Raw genomic sequence first — 15,498 nt, forward strand, 5'->3', positions numbered from 1 at the left:
GGCCCGCATTGGTTCAATCGGGACATGAGCGACTACGTGGTACGCCAGATCACCGACGCCGAAAGCCGCGCGACTTTCGAGCTTCTGGTGCGGTCCCTGCACGGAAACCCGCCCTCGGACGAGCGCTGGGCGCGGGTCGCCGAGTCCTGGACGGCGGACGGCCGGACCGGAGCGTTCCACGACGGCGAAGCCATCGGCATCGCCAGCTCCTTCGCCACGAAGCTCACCGTCCCCGGCGGCGGCACCGTTGCGATGGCCGCGGTCGACGGCGTCGGCGTCCGCGCGGACTGGACCCGCCGCGGCGTGCTCACCGCGATGATGGACCGGCAGCTGCACGATTTCGTGCAGCGCGGCCACGTCGTCGCCGCGCTGCACGCGAGCGAAGCGCTGATCTACGGCCGCTTCGGCTACGGCGTCGCCACCCGCATGGCCACCCTGCAGGTCCGGCAACCGGCCCCGCTGCGCGAAACCGTCGTCGCTCCCGGCCGTGTCCGGCTGCTGTCCACGGACGAGGCGATCGCGACGATTCCCTCGCTGTACCAACGGATCGACACGGGTCGTCCCGGCCGGATCGCCCGCCCGGAACTCTGGTGGCCGATCGCGTTCAACTGGCATCTCCACGCGGACGGCGGCAACCACCGAGTCGCTGTCCACAGTGGACCGGACGGCGACGACGGCTTCGCGGTCTTCCACGTCGTGCCGCAGAACAGCTACCTCGACCCGGAGCGCGGCGCCGCACTCGAAGTCCGCGAACTGCACGCGGCGTCCCCGGAAGCGCTGGCCGGGCTGTGGCGGTTCCTGCTGTCGGTGGACCTGATCGAGGTCGTGAACGTGCGCGGCCGTCCCGTAGACGATCCCGTCGGGCTGCTGCTCGTCGACCCGCGCCGCGCGCACACCGTCGGCCTGGACGACGAACTGTGGCTGCGGCTGATCGACGTGCAGGCGGCGCTCGCGGCTCGCGCGTACGGCTCCGCGGAACCGGTTGTGCTGGAAGTGAACGACCGGATGCTGCCGGACAACCGCGGCCGGTACCGGGTCAGCAGCAGCGGAGTCGAGCGCACTGAGGCCGATGCCGATCTGCAGCTCGACGTCGACACCCTGGCGATGCTGTACCTCGGCGCGTGGGAAGCCGGTCCGCTCGCGTTGTCCGGCCGGATCACCGGCGCGAGCGCGGAAACGCTGGCCCGGGTGGACGCGCTGTTCCGGACCGCGACGCAGCCCTGGACCGGCACGCACTTCTGATCTGGCAGGGAGGGTTCAAGCGCTCGGCGGAACCCTCCCTGACAGATCAGGCTCCGGGCAGCGCCGCGAGCAGACGCTCCACTGAACGGCCCAGATTCCACCGCTCCGCCAGCTCCGCCACGCGCTCCGGATCGGCAGGTGCGGAGGGCACCGTGTCCGGCCCGGACTGCACGACCGGCGCGTCCACCGCGACCCGCACCACGGTGGGCGCGACGGCCAGATAGTCCGCGGCGTCGGAGAGCCGCAGCCGGGTCTTCAACGGCACCCGCGAATCCCCGGCCGAGGACGCGGCGACGAGTTCCTCCAGCGAACCGAACTGGGTGATCAGTTTCGCCGCGGTCTTCTCGCCGATCCCCGCCACGCCGGGCAGCCCGTCCGACGGGTCGCCGCGCAACGCGGCCATGTCGGCGTAGGCGGGTCCGGCGTGCTCGGCCGGAACGCCGTACTTCTCGGCGATTTCCCGCTGCCCCAGCACTTCCGCCTTCGCCCAGCCCTTGCCGACGTACACGACCGACGTCGGCGTCGGCTCCGCGCGCACCAGCTGGAACAGATCGCGGTCGCCGGTGATCACCTCGACCGGAGCGTCCTTCTCCCGCGTCGCGAGCGCGCCGATCACGTCGTCCGCCTCGTAGCCGTCCGCCTCCGCGACGGCGAACCCGAACGCCTCCAGCACTTCCAGGATGATCGGCACCTGCGGGGTCAGCGTGTCGGGCACCTCTTCGACGTCCGCCCCGCCGTCCCCGGGCACCGCGACCCGGTGCGCCTTGTAGCTCGGCAGCAGATCGGTGCGGAACTTCGGCCGCCAGTCCGCGTCGAGACACGCGACCAGCCGCGACGGACGGCGGTCGGTCAGGATGCGCGCGATCGTGTCGGTGAACCCGCGCACGGCGTTGACCGGCGTCCCGTCGGGCGCGGTCATCGAATCGGGCAGCGCGTAGAACGAGCGGAAGTAGAGGCTCGCGGAATCGAGGAGGGCGAGTGGTCCGGTCACCCGCACAGCCTGCCACGTCCGGCCCGCGTTGCCCCGAAACCGGCGCCGGGCGCGTCAGCTCTCGCGAAGGCCAAGATCCGTGAAGGGCTCCTTGCGGGAATCAGATTCCCGCAAGGAGCCCTTCACGGACAACCTCCCCGGGCGCGCTGGCGGGAGAACCCGCGGCTGCCGGGAAACGGCGCGATCGGCCGCCCGCGCGGGACTTCGGCAGGAGGACCGGGGCGGCACGCCGAAGGGAGGACGGGCGGGCTGCGCCGGGTCGCCGGTACTAGGCTCGGCGTCATGTCGAGCCGATCCCTCCACCCGCCCGCTCCCGACGCCGCCGCGCTCCGCGCCCGTCTCGACCGTGCCGCGAAAGCGGCCGCCGCCGCCGGCGCCGACGCGCTGCTCGTCGCGCCCGGGTCCGACCTGCGGCACCTGCTCGGCCAGGCGGGCGGCTCGTTCGAGCGGCTGACCACTCTCGTCGTTCCCGCCGACGGCACCCCCGCGCTCGTCGTGCCGAAGCTCGAGGCACCCGGCTACGCCGACGTGCCCACCGACGACCTCGGCGTCGAGGTGCTGACCTGGGTCGACGGCGACGATCCCTACCGGCTCGTCGCCGACCGGCTCGGCAAGCCCGGCCGGATCGCGGTCAGCGACTTCACCCCGGCGCTGCACGTGCTGTCCCTGCGCGCCGCGTTCGGCGACGCCGAGCAGACGCTCGCCGGGCCGATCGTGCGCGAGCTGCGGATGCGCAAGGACGCCGCCGAGATCGAAGCACTGCGCAAGGCGGGCGCGGCGATCGACCGCGTGCACGCGCGGATGGGCGAATGGCTGCGGGCCGGCCGCACCGAGGCCGAGGTCGGCGCGGACATCACCGCCGCGATCGTCGAAGAGGGCCACACGCACGCGGACTTCGTCATCGTCGGCTCCGGGCCCAACGGCGCCAGCCCGCACCACGACGTGTCCGAGCGCGTCATCGAACGCGGCGACGTCGTCGTGATCGACATCGGCGGCCCGGTGCCCGAGGGCTACAACTCCGACTCCACCCGCACCTACTCGATCGGCGAACCCCGCGACGCCGACGTCGCCGAGACCTACGCCGTGCTGCAGCGCGCGCAGCAGGCCGCGGTCGACGCGGTCCGCCCCGGAGCCACCGCCGAGAGCATCGACAAGGCCGCGCGCGACATCATCGACGCCGCCGGCTTCGGCGAGTACTTCATCCACCGCACCGGCCACGGCATCGGCCTCGACGTGCACGAGGAGCCCTACATCATCAAGGGCAACGCGCTGCCGCTCGAAGCGGGCATGGCCTTCAGCGTCGAGCCGGGCATCTACCAGCCGGGCCGCTGGGGCGCGCGGATCGAGGACATCGTGCTCGTCACCGACTCGGGCGTCGAGCCGGTGAACACGCGCCCGCACGAACTGGTCGTGCTGGACGCATGAGCGCGGCTCGCGAGCGAATCATCGCCATTCATGCCCTCGCCTCCCCGGTGCCCAGCGTGAAACTCCTCGAGGAGGCGACGGCATGAGCACGCTGGAACCGCTCGACCAGGCGATCGTGCAGGAGCTGGCCGCCGACGGCCGGCGCAGCTTCACCGATCTCGCCGAACGGGTCGGGCTTTCGGTGTCGGCGGTGCACCAGCGGGTGCGCCGCCTCGAACAGCGCGGCGTCATCCTCGGCTACACCGCCCGGCTCGACGGCGAGCAGATCGGCCTCCCGCTCACCGCGCTGATCTCGCTCACCCCGAACGACCCGGCCGCGCCCGACGACTACCCGCAGCGGATCCAGCACATCACCGAGATCGAGTCCTGCTACTCGGTGGCCGGCGACGAGTCCTACATCCTCCTGGTGCGGGTCGCGTCGCCGCTCGGCCTCGAAGACCTGCTCCGGCGGATCCGCGAGGCCGCGAAGGTGTCCACCCGGACCACCGTCGTGCTGTCCACCCCGTTCGAGGGCAGGTCGCCGACGCTGTGAGAGTGGTACGGTAAAAGGTATGGCAACACGTAAGGTGACACTCTCGCTCGACACCGGTGCGCTCGAGTACGCCGAGCGGGCCGCGAAAGCACACGGAATCTCGGTCTCGTCCTGGCTGTCCAAGGCGGCCCGGCGCGAGGCGGTTCGGACCGGGTACACCCCGCAGCGCGCTCCCGTCACGCCGTCCGCCGAAGCGGACGAGGCGGAGCGGGCGGCGGCGGAGAAGGAGATGCGTGCGCAGGGGTGAGGTCTGGTCCTACCACCCGCCTACTGATCCCGCGCGGCAGCGGACTGTCGTGTTGCTGTCTTCGGACGGCGTGAACGAGTCCGAACGGCCTTGGCTGCTGGGCACGGAATTGCTGGACCGGGATCCGCAGGACATTCTCGGGGTGGCGGTGGATGCTCGGTATTGGGTGTCCACGTTGAATTTGACGCGGTTGTATCGGCCTTGGCTGGCGGAGAGGATCGCGGAAGTGGATTCGGATGTTCAGGAGCAGATCGATGTGGCTTTGAGGGCTGCGTTGGATTTGTGAGTTCTGGGGCGCTTCGGCTCGTCGCCTGGGGGCGACATTGCGGTTGGTGGTTGCGTGGGGGCACCCCGAAGCTGAGTGTGACTACGGCGCGGGGGTGCTTGTCAAGGCGGGAAAGATGCCTTGACAAGCACCCCCGCGCCGTGTTTTTGGCTTCGTATCGGGGTGCGGGGGTGGTGTGGGTGCTGGGTGAGTTGGGTGCGATGGCTGCGGTTGGTGGTGGGTGCGCGGGTTGGGTGGGTGGTTGGGGTGGTGTTCGCGGGTTCGGTTTAGCGGCTCAATGTGGCATGGGGCATGTGGCGCATCGAATGCCGTATTGGGTGTGGTCGCGGCGGCGCGGGGGCCGTGAAGGGGGCCTGAGTTCGTGAAGGGGGCCTGAGTTCGTGAAGGGGGCCTGAGTTCGTGAAGGGGACCCTCGCGGAGTGCTGGCTCTGGAAGTTGCGCGCGGGGTCAGCTGATGGGTTCGGGGACTGCGTGGAGCTTTCCGTCTGGCCCGGCCAGGCAGGAGGCGTTGCCTTGCTGGGTCTTGAGGAAGTCGGTGAGGCAGTCGGCGATGGCGGCGTGTCCGGCGGCGTTGGGGTGGAAGGATTCCTGCAGGGCGTGGGCTGCCCGGTCGGTCTGGGTGAGGTCGTTCAGGTGCAGGGTGAGCCGGGTGAACCATTCCGAGGCCGGGTTCGCGCCGCCGGAGCAGGCTTCGTGTTTTTCGCCTGCTCGGGCCAGGTCCAGGAATCGTGCGCCGGATTGGGCGGCGGCCTGTTTGATTCCCGCGGACAGGGTGCTGATTCCGGTGGTCGAAATCCACTGCAGGTCGTCGGTGCGGAAGGGGCAGCCGTTGAGGCTTTGCAAGTCCGGCGGGATATCCGGGCCGACCGGGGTGGCGTACGACTGAAGCACCAATTGGTAATCCGCGGGCACGTATCCGGCGTCGGCCAGGACCTTTTTCACGTCGCCTACCGCGTTCGCCACTTTGGGAACCATGGCGTCCACTTTGGACTTCCACGATTCTTTCAGCGCGACGTTGCAGGACGGGCCGTCGGCGGAGAACCAGGCCCGGAAGCATTCGCTGACCTGCGCGGAGAACTTCGGGTCGTCGTTCGCGCCGACCGCGATCACCACCGCGGCCACCCGGTGGTCTTTCACCACGTCGGCCAGTTGCGCGGCTTGGGACCGTTCGCCCCATTGTTTCGCGTCGCCCAGGGCGACCTGGGCGGAGGGCGCCCCGGAACATCCCAGGTTGACCCGCGAGGTGATGCCGGGGATGCGGACCTTCTCCACGAACGCGGCGGACGAGCGGTGGCACCAGTCGCCGTTCTTGCCGTCGGTGTCCGGGGTGTAGGCGCCCGCGCCCTCGCCGGAGACGGTGCTGTCGCCGATCGACACGATGGTCAGCGGGCCCCGGCCGGGCGGGCCTTGGCGCGGCAGAGGCTGGCCGGGCCGGCTCTCGGTGCCGAAAAAGACGAAAAAGCCTACGAGAACAGCTACGCAGGCGAGGACCAGCGCCCCCCACCACCACCGGAATCGTCGCATCGCTCGCCAAGTCTAGCGAGAACCGGCCCGGCCACGTCAGGGTTCGCGGCGGCTGGGACGCGGGTCACCGCCCATCGACTGTCTACTGTGGACTCAAGGGGTCACTCGCCTGCCCAGACCGGCGGCTTGCGGTGGGCCCACGGGGCGGCCTTCTCCAGCTGTCCGGCCAGGCGGAACAGCAGATCTTCGCGGCCGAAAGCGGCGGTGAACTGCATGCCGACCGGGAGTCCGGCGTCCGCGGCCAGCGGGACGGACATCGAGGGGACGCCGGAGACGTTCGCCGCCGCGGTGTAGGGCGAGCGGTCGAGGACGCGGTCCAGCCAGCCGAGGCCGTCCAGCTGGTCCGCGCCTTCGCCGTAGACGCCCAGCGGGACCGGCGGCTCCGGCAGGGTGGGGGAGAGCAGCACGTCGTAGCACGCGAAGTGCCGGGCGAAGGTTCGGGAGACCTGGTTGCGGATCGCCAGTCCACGGACGAACTCGTCGGCGGTGACCTGGAGGCCGTAGCGATAGCTGGCCAGCGTGACCGGCTCCAGCGTGGTCTCGTCGACCGGGCGGCCGGTCGCGGCGGCGATGCCGTCGACCCACGGGGCCAGGTTCGCGGTCCATATCCGTGCGTTGCCGAGGACGAATTCTTCCCAGGAGACGCCTAGCTCCAGCGAGGTCTCTTCGACCTCGTGGCCGAGGGATTCCAGCAGTCGCATCGTTTCGGAGAGGGCTGCGGAGACCGCTTCGGTCGGCTGCCGGCCGCCCCACGGCTGCCGCAGGACCGCCACCCGCAGGCGGCCGGGGTCGAGTCGGGCTTCTTCCGCATAGGGGCGATCGGGGTGGGGAGCGAAGTACGGGTCGCCGGGTTCGGGGCCTTCGATCAGGTCGAGCAGGACGGCGCTGTCGCGTACGGACCGGCTTAGGCTGCCCTGGACGGCCAGTCCGTTGAAGATCTCGTCGGCACCCGGACCCTGCGAAACCCGGCCGCGGGTCGGCTTCAGACCGAACAATCCGTTGCAGGAAGCGGGAACTCGGATGGAACCCGCGGCGTCGGTGGCGTGCGCGACCGGGACGATACCGGCGGCGACCGCCGCGCCGGAGCCGCCGCTGGACCCGCCTGCGCTCCGGTCCAGGGACCACGGGTTGCGGGTCGCGCCGGAGAACTCCGGTTCGGTGGTGGTGCTGTAGGCCATTTCCGGAGTGGTGGTGCGGCCGATCGTCACCAGGCCTGCCCGGCGGAAGCGGCGCATCAGGAACGAGTCCTCGGGCGACACGGCGCCTGCGGCCAGGCGGCTGCCCAGTTCGCTGCGCTTGCCCGCCATGGCGACGCCGAGGTCCTTGATCAGGAACGGCACTCCGGCCAGCGGAGCGGACCCGGGAGCCGGGGCGTCCTCCGGCGGCCAGGCTTCGACTACCGCGTTGATCCGCGGATTCACCGCTTCGACTGCTCGCGCGGCCGCGTCGGCGACCTCGGCCGCCGTCACCTCGCCGCGTGCGATCAGGTCGGCCAGGCCGACCGCGTCGCAGCTCGCGTATTCGGAGATTTTCACCAGAACGCCCTTCGGGAGACTCATTCGTATCGCGTGATACCGAGTGGTATCACGAGGAACGGTTGTGTACCGTAGCTCGTGACGAACCGCATTGCCAGCCCCTCGAGGAAGAACCGATGACGAGCACCTCCGCCCGGCGGCCGACGCGCGTCGCGACCCTCCCGCCTCGCGAGCGCATCCTCGACGCGGCCGAGGAGCTGTTCCTCAACGAGGGCGTCGTCCGGGTCGGGGTCCAGGCGATCGCGGACCGCGCCGGGACCACGAAGATGGCGATCTACCGGCACTTCGGCACCAAGGACGCGCTCATCGCGGAATGGCTGCGGATCGTGGTGCACGACTACTCCGCCGCGTTCGACGCGGCCGAACAGACGCATCCCGGCGATTACGCGGAGCAGATCCGCGCGGTGGGGCGGTTCATCGTCGACGGCCTGCCCGACTTCTCCCACCGCGGCTGCCCGTTCACCAATTCCGTCGCCGAACTGCCCGATCCGGACCATCCGGCGCGAAAGCTGATCAGCGAGCACAAGACCCGCCAGTTCGGCAGGCTCCGCGCGATGTGCGAGGGCCTCGGCCTTCCCGACCCGGAGCTGGGCGCCGCGGAGCTGACGTTCGCGATGGAGGGGGCGCAGATCGCGGTGCAGAACGGCGGCGTCGAGAACGTCGGCGCGCACCTGACGAAGATCGTCGAAGGCGTGATCAGCCGCGGGAAGCGGGACTGAGGGCCGCCCGTTTTCGTTGCAGCAGACGGCGTTCGGCCTCGTTGGTCACCAGGCGCAGGGCTTCGTCGTAGGACTCGGCGGCTTCGCCGGTCCGGCCTAGGCGGGCGAGCAGGTCCGCCCGGACGGCGTGGAAGAGGTGCCGGTTCCCGAGGTCCAGAGTGTCCACAATGGTCAGCGCGGCGGCAGGTCCCTCGACCTCGGCGACCGCGACAGCCCGGTTCAGCGCCACGACCGGCGTGGGGGTCAGGGCGAGCAGCTGGTCGTAGAGGGCGAGGATCTGGATCCAGTCGGTGCCGTCGCTGTGCACGGCGTTGATCGCGGCCTGGATCTGGTACGGCCCTGGGCGATCGAGCCGCAGGCAGCGGCGGACGAGGTCCTGGCCTTCGGCGATCAGCGTCCAGTCCCAGCGGTCGCGGTCCTGGTCGGGAAGCAGCACGGGGATTCCGTCGGCGTCGAGCCGGGCCGCGCGGCGCGATTCGGTGAGCAGTTGCAGCGCGAGCAGGCCCAGCACTTCCGGTTCGTCCGGCAGCAGGTCGGCCAGGACGCGGGTCAGGCGAATCGCCTCGGACGCCAGGTCCGGCCGGGTGAGGTCGGCGCCGCTGCTGGCGGTGTGGCCTTCGGTGAAGATGAGGTACAGCACCGCAAGGACCGAGCTGAGCCGGTCCGGGAGGTCGGCCGCGTCCGGCACGCGGTAGGGGATCCGAGCGGCGCGGATCTTGGCCTTGGCACGCACAAGCCGTTGTGCCAGCGTCGATTCCGGGACGAGGAACGCGTGCGCGATCTCCGCGGTGGTGAGGCCGCCCAGCAGCCGGAGAGTGAGGGCGACCCGGGCGGCTGTGCCGAGGGCGGGGTGGCAGCAGGTGAAGATGAGCCGCAGTCGTTCGTCGGGCACCGCGCCTTCGTCGAACGGTTCGCTCGCGTGCAGGAGCGCGGCTTGCGCGTGCCGGTCGGCGCGGGCGGATTCGCGGCGGAGCCGGTCGATCCCGCGGTTTCGGGCGGTGGTGACGAGCCAGCCCGCGGGGCTCGGCGGCAGCCCTTCGGACCGCCATTTCACGGTCGCGATCGCGCACGCCTCCTGGACGGCGTCCTCGGCGAGGTCGAGGTCGCCGAAGACCCGCGCCAGCACCGCGACCGCACGGCCGTGCTCGGCGCGGAATACCCGCTCGAGCACGGCCGTCGAGATCAATGGAACTCCCGGACTTCCACCGGCAACGTCGTGATCTCCGAAATCCGCCGCGCCCAATCCGTGGCGGCAGCGGAATCCGGGGCGGTCACGATGGTGAAGCCGCCCAGGTGCTCCTTGCCCTCCGCGAAGGGCCCGTCGGTGTACAGGACGTCGTCGCCGGAGGCCCGGACCACCTTCGCCGCGGCCGCGGGATGCAGCCCGCCCGAGAACACCCAGGCGCCGGCTGCTTTCATCTCGTCGGTCACCGCTTCGAGGCGCGCCGCGATGTCCGCGAGCACCTCGGGCTCCGGGGCTCCGCTGTCGGGCTGGTAGATCCCGAGCAGGTACTGCGGCACGGCCTCCTCCTTCGCTCAGCGCTGCCGGGCCGGCCGCACGATCATCTCGCTGACGTCGACGTCGGCCGGCTGGTCGAGAGCGTAGGCGATGGCGTCGCCGATCGCTTTCGGTTCGATGGAGTCCTTGCGGTAGATCCGCATGAACTCCCGCGTTTCCGGGACGCTGATCGTGTCCGCCAGTTCGGAGGCGACGACGCCGGGGGAGACCGTGGTGACGCGGATCGACGGTTCGCATTCCAGCCGCAGGCCCTCGGTGATCGCCCACGCCGCGTATTTCGTCCCGCAGTACACCGCCGCGGTCGGGGTGACCTGATGCGCGCCGATCGACGCGACGGTCACGAAATGGCCCCGGCGCTGGCGGGTGAAGTGCGGCAAGGCGGCGGCGATGCCGTGCAGCAGGCCCCGGATGTTGACGTCGATCATCCGGTCCCATTCCTCGACCAGCCCGGCGTCCAGCCGGGACAGCGGCATCACCCCGGCGTTCGCGACGAACGCGTCGATCTCGCCGTGGTCTCGCACCGCGCGGTCGACGAACTCGGCGACGGCGGCGCGGTCGGTCACGTCGAGGCGGTGGACTTCGATGCCGTCCGCGCTGGCGGCGAGTTCCGCGAGCCGGTCTTCGCGGCGTGCTCCGGCGACCACGTGCCAGCCGTCGGCGGCGAGCCGGCGGGCAGTGGCTTCGCCGATGCCGCTGCTGGCACCGGTGATCAGGGCGACCTTGCTCATTCGGCTTCCCTCGGGAAATCGGCGGACAGCGTGACGTCGCGCCAGTCGTCGAACGTCTTGCGGAGGGTGTCGAGGCGGGCGGTGGCGATGTCGTAGGCCGCTCGGCCGAGCAACAGGCGCAGCGGCGGTTCGGCGGAGGTGACCGCATCGATGACCGCGGTCGCGGCTCGCGCCGGGTCGCCGGGCTGCTTGCCGTAGGTGGCGAGCGTCGAGGTCCGGCGCGCACCCGCGGTGTCGGCGTAATCGTCGATGCGGATCGCGGACTCCCGCATGGACGGGCCCGACCAGTTGGTGCGGAACGCGGCCGGTTCGACGATCGTGACGCCGATGCCGAGCGGCCCGACTTCGGCGGCGAGTGACTCGCTGAAGCCTTCGACGGCGAACTTCGTGGCGTGGTAGTAGCCGGTCGCGCCGAAGGCGGCCAGCCCGCCGAGCGACGAAACCGAGACGATGTGGCCGCTGCGCCTCGCGCGCATCCCCGGCAGGACAGCGCGGGTCAGCGCCATCAGGCCGAACACATTGGCCTCGAACAACGCGCGGATCTCGGAGTCCTCGCCCTCTTCGGCGGCGGCGAGATAGCCGTAGCCGGCGTTGTTGACGAGCACGTCGATCTGGCCGAATTCACGCTGTGCCTCGCCGAGCGCGGCGGTGATCTGCTGCTGGTCGGTCACGTCGAGCGCGACGGCCAGCGCGCGTCCGGGGTGCGCGGCGACGAGGTCCGCGACGCGTTCGGGATCGCGGGCGGTGACGACCGCGCGCAGGCCGCGTTCGAGCACGGCGGTGGCGAGTGCGCGGCCGAGACCGGTGGAACATCCGGTGATGAACCAGACGGGTGTGGCGTTTTCAGACATGGATCTGCCCCTGAAGGAATTCGGAAATGGCAAAAAAGGTCAGCGGTCGCCCGCGGCGAGGCTCCCGAGCAGCCCCAGAGAGGCCTCCGACGGACTGCCCGGATCCGCTTGGTACACCACGAGTTGCTGGCCGGGAGCGCTGTTCACGGTCATCGATTCGTAGTGCAGGGTGAGCATTCCGACCAGCGGATGCCGGAACCGTTTCAATTCGTGCGTTTTCTGCCGGAGCTCGTGGCGCGCCCACAGCCGGCGGAAATCGGCGCTCTTGAGCGACAGCTCGCCGACCGCCTCGATCAGCAGCGGATCGTCCAGATCGGTGCCCGCCGCCGACCGCAGGCCGCCGACGGTGTTCACCGCGACCCGCTCCCAATCCGGGTAGAACTCCCGGGCGTCGGGGTCGAGGAACACCAGCCGCAGCAGGTCGCCGCTGTACTCGTGCCCGGCGAACAGCGCCTCGCCGAGCAGATTCGACGCGAGCACGGTCATGCACCGGCCGAGCACGACCGCGGGAGTCTGCGGCCACGCGTCCATCAGCTGCACCAGCCGCGGGCTGACCCGTTCTTTCGCGGGCGGCCGCTTCGGTCGCTTCGGCTGGGCCAGCGAGTGCAGATGGGCCAGCGCCTCGTCGTCGAGCCGCAGCGCTCGTCCGAGCGCCTCGACGACCTGCGCCGACGGCGTCCGCTCCCGGCCCTGTTCAAGCCGCACGTAATAGTCGGTGCTCACCCCGGCCAGCCGCGCGACCTCCTCGCGGCGCAGGCCGCTGACCCGGCGCCGGGTGTCGGCGAGCAGGTCCGCGTCCGCCGGGGCGGTAGTGCTCCGCCGGGCCCGCAGGAACTCGCCGAGGAGGTTGCTGTCGCTCATGAATCCAGGCTAGGTCTCCGGCGGCGGCCGCGGGGCACGCAAAGGGGGTGTGATTCTCCCACCCTCGCGGTACCCCGTGCGGCAATGGTTCAAACCTTTCCGGCCGCGCTCTGCCCGCGCGCACCGCGGCCGCGGACCCGGCAGGCAGACTGTTTTGACTGGTCAGCGGCGCAGTCCGACCCTGCTGAGACCAGCCCTCCACCGGAAAGGCCCGCCATGCGCCGAACTCCGATTCTCCTGGCCGTCGTGGCCGCCGTGTCCGCCGTGTTGCTGACCGCCGCGCCCGCACAAGCGGCCGAAACCTGGACCACGGTGTTCGAGGACACCTTCGACGGCCCCGCCGGCACCGGTCTCGACCCGCAGAACTGGCTCTACGACAAGGGAACCGGCTACCCCGGCGGTGCGGCGAACTGGGGCACCGGCGAGATCGAGACGTCGACCGACTCGACGGGCAACGTCTACCACGACGGAGCCGGGCACCTGGTGATCAAGCCGCTGCGGGACGCGAACGGCGCGTGGACGTCCGGCCGGATCGAAACCCAGCGCACCGACTTCGGCGCGCCGGCGGGCGGGCAGATGGAAATGAGCGCGACGATCCAGCAGCCCGACCCCTCGCACGGCCTCGGGTACTGGCCCGCGTTCTGGGCGATGGGCGCGGACGCGCGGCCGGTCGGCGCGACGAACTGGCCGAGCATCGGCGAACTGGACATCATGGAGAACGTGAACGCGCTGGACAAGCATTCCAGCACGTTCCACTGTGGACAGTGGGCGGGGGAGTGCCACGACCCGGACGGGATCAGCAGCGATCTGCAGGACTGCGCCGGCTGCAAGACGGGATACCACACGTACTCGGTGGTGGTGGACCGCCGGAACGCCGCGGCGGAGGAGCTGCGGTTTTCCCTGGACGGCAAGGAAACCTTCGCGGTGAAGCAGAACCAGGTGTCCGACGCCACCTGGAAGGCCGCGGTGGACCACGGGTTTTTCGCGATCTTCGACGTCGCGATCGGCGGGTCTTATCCGAACAAGGTATGCGGGTGCACCAGCCCGGGGGCGGACATCACGCCGGGGGCGGGGATGAGCATCGACGCGTTCTCGGTGAAGGTCAGCAAGGGGTGAAGGCGTTGTGCGTGTTTATCCCGGTTCTCACCGGGATAAACACGCACAACGCGCCGCGTCAGCCCGCCCCGGACAGATCCGTCGTCTCCGCCAGCCGGGTCGCCACCTCCAGCAGGGCGGCCGGGCGCGGGCCGTCCGCGCGCCACACCACCACCGTGTGCGCTGTCTCGCCCTCCAAGGGCACGAACACCACTCCCGTGCGGCGAAGGCTGTGCGCGGACCGCGCCAGCCGCGTCACGCCGACGCCGGCCGCGACCAACCCCAGCAGTCCCTGAACCGTCGCGGTGCGCTGCACGACGTCCGGAGTGAACCCGGCCGCGGCGAAATCGGCGTCGTACTTGCGATGCCAGGGATCCCACGACGTCCGCGGCGTCAGCACCCACGGCTCGTCGGCGAGGTCGGCCAAGCGCAGCGACGACCGGTCGGCCAGCCGGTGACCGGAGGGCAGGACCGCGCAAACCTCCTCGGTGAGCAGAGTGTGCGTCGCCAGCCCGTCGACCAGCGGCGGGCGCGTGAAGCCGGCGTCGAATCGGCCGTCGAGGACACCGTCGACGAGGTCCGCGATCGAGAGTTCCGCGGTCGTGACGGTCAGCTCCGGGAGCTGCTCCCGCACCGCGCGCACGACCGGCGGGAGCAGGTAGTTCGCCGTGCTGGCCAGGAAAGCCAGCCGCAGGGTGCCGAGCTCGCCGCGTACCGCACGAGCGACCGTCGCGACCGCGGCGTCGGCGCGGGCGAGCACCGCACGTGCTTCCGGCAGGAAGAGTTCGCCGATCGCAGTGAGCCGAGTGCCGCGGGCGTCACGGTCGAAGAGTTTCGCGCCGAGTTGGCGTTCCAGCACGGTGATCTGTTGGGACAGCGACTGCTGCGCGATGTGCAGGGCCGCTGCCGCGCGCGTGAAGCTCGTCGTCTCGGCGACGGCGACGAAGTAGCGCAGCTGCCGCAGCTCAGGGGTCACAGGCTGAGACTGTAGCCCGCCAGCGAACCGGTGTTGGCGGCCCACGGCAGGTGCGCGCCACGATCGGAGGCGGAAGAAACCACTGGAGGGACTGCTCAATGACCGAGGAAACCGACGGCCGCGTCTGGCTGATCACCGGATGCTCGAGCGGCTTCGGCCGCGAACTCGCCCAGGCCGCGCTGGCCGCGGGGGACCGGGTCGTCGCGACCGCCCGCAAACCGGAGACGCTCGCCGACCTCGCCGACGCAGGCGGGAACCGGGTGCGCACGGCTGCGCTGGACGTCACCGACCCGGCGCGGATCGACGCCGCGGTGCGGACCGCGCTGGACGGATTCGGCCGGATCGACGTGCTGGTCAACAACGCCGGCCACGGCTCGGTCGGCGCGGTCGAGGAACTGACGCTGCCCGATCTGCGCGCGGTGCTCGAGGTGATGTTCTTCGGCGCGGTCGCGATGACCAAGGCCGTCGTCCCGCTGCTGCGGGAACAGAGGAGCGGCACGATCGTGCAGATGAGCTCGATGGGCGGGCTCCTCGCGCCGCCCGCGTTCGGGGCTTACTGCGCGGCGAAATTCGCGCTGGAAGGCCTGTCCGAGGCGCTCGCGGCGGAGGTCGCGCCGCTCGGGATCAAAGTGCTGATCGTGGAGCCGGGCGCGTTCCGGACGTCGTTCGGCGGCGCGGCGATGCACCGCTCCCGGGCGATCGACGCCTACGCCGAGTCGACTGCGGCCACTCGCGCCGCGATCGAGGGGATGGACGGGACCCAGCCCGGTGACCCGGCGAAAGCGGCGGCGGCGATCCTTCGCGCGGTGAACGCGCCGGACGCACCGCTGCGGCTTGCGCTCGGCGCGGACGCCGTGGACGCGATCCGCGGCAAGATCGCCGCGCTGAGCAAGGATCTCGACTCCTGGGAGACGGTCAGCCGGGCCACCGCGCTGGACTGAGGACTGGTGGCCGCCCGCGCGGGCGG

Annotated in this window: 17 protein-coding genes; 8 read left to right on the plus strand and 9 right to left on the minus strand. The window is 70.8% G+C overall.

Going from position 1 to position 15,498, the window contains the following annotated elements; genetic code table 11:
- The first annotated feature begins 24 nt into the window (after window positions 1-24).
- Window positions 25-1,242, plus strand: coding sequence for a GNAT family N-acetyltransferase (locus ATK30_RS39995; RefSeq protein ID WP_101439891.1), 1,218 nt, complete (start codon window positions 25-27; stop codon window positions 1,240-1,242).
- Window positions 1,243-1,288: 46 nt separating this feature from the next.
- Here ATK30_RS39995 and ATK30_RS40000 read toward each other — a convergent pair whose 3' ends face one another.
- Window positions 1,289-2,233 carry a 5'-3' exonuclease gene (locus tag ATK30_RS40000; protein WP_101441317.1) on the minus strand — a complete coding sequence of 315 codons (945 nt, stop codon included), beginning with the start codon at window positions 2,231-2,233 and terminating at the stop codon, window positions 1,289-1,291.
- 282 nt (window positions 2,234-2,515) lie between these two features.
- Between ATK30_RS40000 and ATK30_RS40005 the strand changes: the two genes are divergently transcribed.
- From ATK30_RS40005 to ATK30_RS40020, 4 genes are all read left to right on the plus strand, one after another.
- Window positions 2,516-3,658 (plus strand): M24 family metallopeptidase, encoded by a 1,143-nt coding sequence (locus ATK30_RS40005; RefSeq protein ID WP_101439892.1) that lies wholly within the window; start codon window positions 2,516-2,518, stop codon window positions 3,656-3,658.
- An 82-nt stretch (window positions 3,659-3,740) separates the two neighbouring features.
- On the plus strand, window positions 3,741-4,190 hold the full coding sequence (locus ATK30_RS40010; RefSeq protein ID WP_101439893.1) for an Lrp/AsnC family transcriptional regulator: 450 nt from the start codon (window positions 3,741-3,743) through the stop codon (window positions 4,188-4,190).
- 19 nt (window positions 4,191-4,209) lie between these two features.
- Window positions 4,210-4,437 (plus strand): hypothetical protein, encoded by a 228-nt coding sequence (locus tag ATK30_RS40015; RefSeq protein WP_101439894.1) that lies wholly within the window; start codon window positions 4,210-4,212, stop codon window positions 4,435-4,437.
- Window positions 4,424-4,723 carry a hypothetical protein gene (locus tag ATK30_RS40020; protein ID WP_101439895.1) on the plus strand — a complete coding sequence of 100 codons (300 nt, stop codon included), beginning with the start codon at window positions 4,424-4,426 and terminating at the stop codon, window positions 4,721-4,723. The genes ATK30_RS40015 and ATK30_RS40020 overlap by 14 nt, the downstream gene beginning before the upstream one ends.
- Before the next feature lie 447 nt (window positions 4,724-5,170).
- Here ATK30_RS40020 and ATK30_RS40025 read toward each other — a convergent pair whose 3' ends face one another.
- Together ATK30_RS40025 and ATK30_RS40030 are read right to left on the minus strand one after the other, a co-directional pair.
- The gene (locus ATK30_RS40025) at window positions 5,171-6,247 is read right to left on the minus strand and encodes a GDSL-type esterase/lipase family protein (RefSeq protein ID WP_101439896.1); all 1,077 of its coding nucleotides are present in this window, start codon (window positions 6,245-6,247) and stop codon (window positions 5,171-5,173) included.
- Between the two features lie 101 nt (window positions 6,248-6,348).
- Complete coding sequence (locus ATK30_RS40030; protein WP_208637542.1) at window positions 6,349-7,806, minus strand: amidase; 1,458 nt, start codon at window positions 7,804-7,806, stop codon at window positions 6,349-6,351.
- A 92-nt stretch (window positions 7,807-7,898) separates the two neighbouring features.
- On the opposite strand from ATK30_RS40030, the gene ATK30_RS40035 reads away from it, so the two are divergent.
- On the plus strand, window positions 7,899-8,501 hold the full coding sequence (locus ATK30_RS40035; protein ID WP_101439897.1) for a TetR/AcrR family transcriptional regulator: 603 nt from the start codon (window positions 7,899-7,901) through the stop codon (window positions 8,499-8,501).
- Here ATK30_RS40035 and ATK30_RS40040 read toward each other — a convergent pair.
- Genes ATK30_RS40040 through ATK30_RS40060 form a run of 5 tightly spaced genes read right to left on the minus strand, consistent with a single transcriptional unit; the run spans window position 8,479 to window position 12,460 of the window.
- Window positions 8,479-9,687: an RNA polymerase sigma factor gene (locus ATK30_RS40040; RefSeq protein ID WP_101439898.1), complete on the minus strand. Its 1,209-nt coding sequence runs from the start codon at window positions 9,685-9,687 to the stop codon at window positions 8,479-8,481. The genes ATK30_RS40035 and ATK30_RS40040 overlap by 23 nt on opposite strands.
- A complete protein-coding gene (locus ATK30_RS40045) occupies window positions 9,684-10,022 on the minus strand; it encodes a YciI family protein (protein ID WP_101439899.1) in 339 nt (112 codons plus the stop codon). The genes ATK30_RS40040 and ATK30_RS40045 overlap by 4 nt, the downstream gene beginning before the upstream one ends.
- A 15-nt stretch (window positions 10,023-10,037) precedes the next feature.
- Entirely contained in the window at window positions 10,038-10,748 is a 711-nt protein-coding gene (locus ATK30_RS40050; protein WP_101439900.1) for an SDR family oxidoreductase, read from the minus strand.
- A complete protein-coding gene (locus ATK30_RS40055) occupies window positions 10,745-11,599 on the minus strand; it encodes an oxidoreductase (RefSeq protein ID WP_101439901.1) in 855 nt (284 codons plus the stop codon). The genes ATK30_RS40050 and ATK30_RS40055 overlap by 4 nt, the downstream gene beginning before the upstream one ends.
- A gap of 39 nt (window positions 11,600-11,638) precedes the next feature.
- Window positions 11,639-12,460, minus strand: a complete 822-nt coding sequence (locus ATK30_RS40060; protein ID WP_101439902.1) for a helix-turn-helix transcriptional regulator — start codon at window positions 12,458-12,460, stop codon at window positions 11,639-11,641.
- 246 nt (window positions 12,461-12,706) lie between these two features.
- On the opposite strand from ATK30_RS40060, the gene ATK30_RS40065 reads away from it, so the two are divergent.
- Entirely contained in the window at window positions 12,707-13,576 is an 870-nt protein-coding gene (locus ATK30_RS40065; protein WP_208637543.1) for a glycoside hydrolase family 16 protein, read from the plus strand.
- Window positions 13,577-13,634: 58 nt separating this feature from the next.
- Here the strand turns inward: ATK30_RS40065 and ATK30_RS40070 are convergent, their stop codons facing one another.
- On the minus strand, window positions 13,635-14,531 hold the full coding sequence (locus ATK30_RS40070; RefSeq protein ID WP_101439904.1) for a LysR family transcriptional regulator: 897 nt from the start codon (window positions 14,529-14,531) through the stop codon (window positions 13,635-13,637).
- Window positions 14,532-14,629: 98 nt separating this feature from the next.
- Here ATK30_RS40070 and ATK30_RS40075 point away from each other — a divergent pair, with 98 nt between their 5' ends.
- Window positions 14,630-15,472 (plus strand): oxidoreductase, encoded by an 843-nt coding sequence (locus tag ATK30_RS40075; RefSeq protein WP_101439905.1) that lies wholly within the window; start codon window positions 14,630-14,632, stop codon window positions 15,470-15,472.
- Window positions 15,473-15,498: the final 26 nt, after the last annotated feature.

This window comes from Amycolatopsis echigonensis (assembly GCF_002846615.1).
Classification (GTDB): domain Bacteria; phylum Actinomycetota; class Actinomycetes; order Mycobacteriales; family Pseudonocardiaceae; genus Amycolatopsis; species Amycolatopsis echigonensis.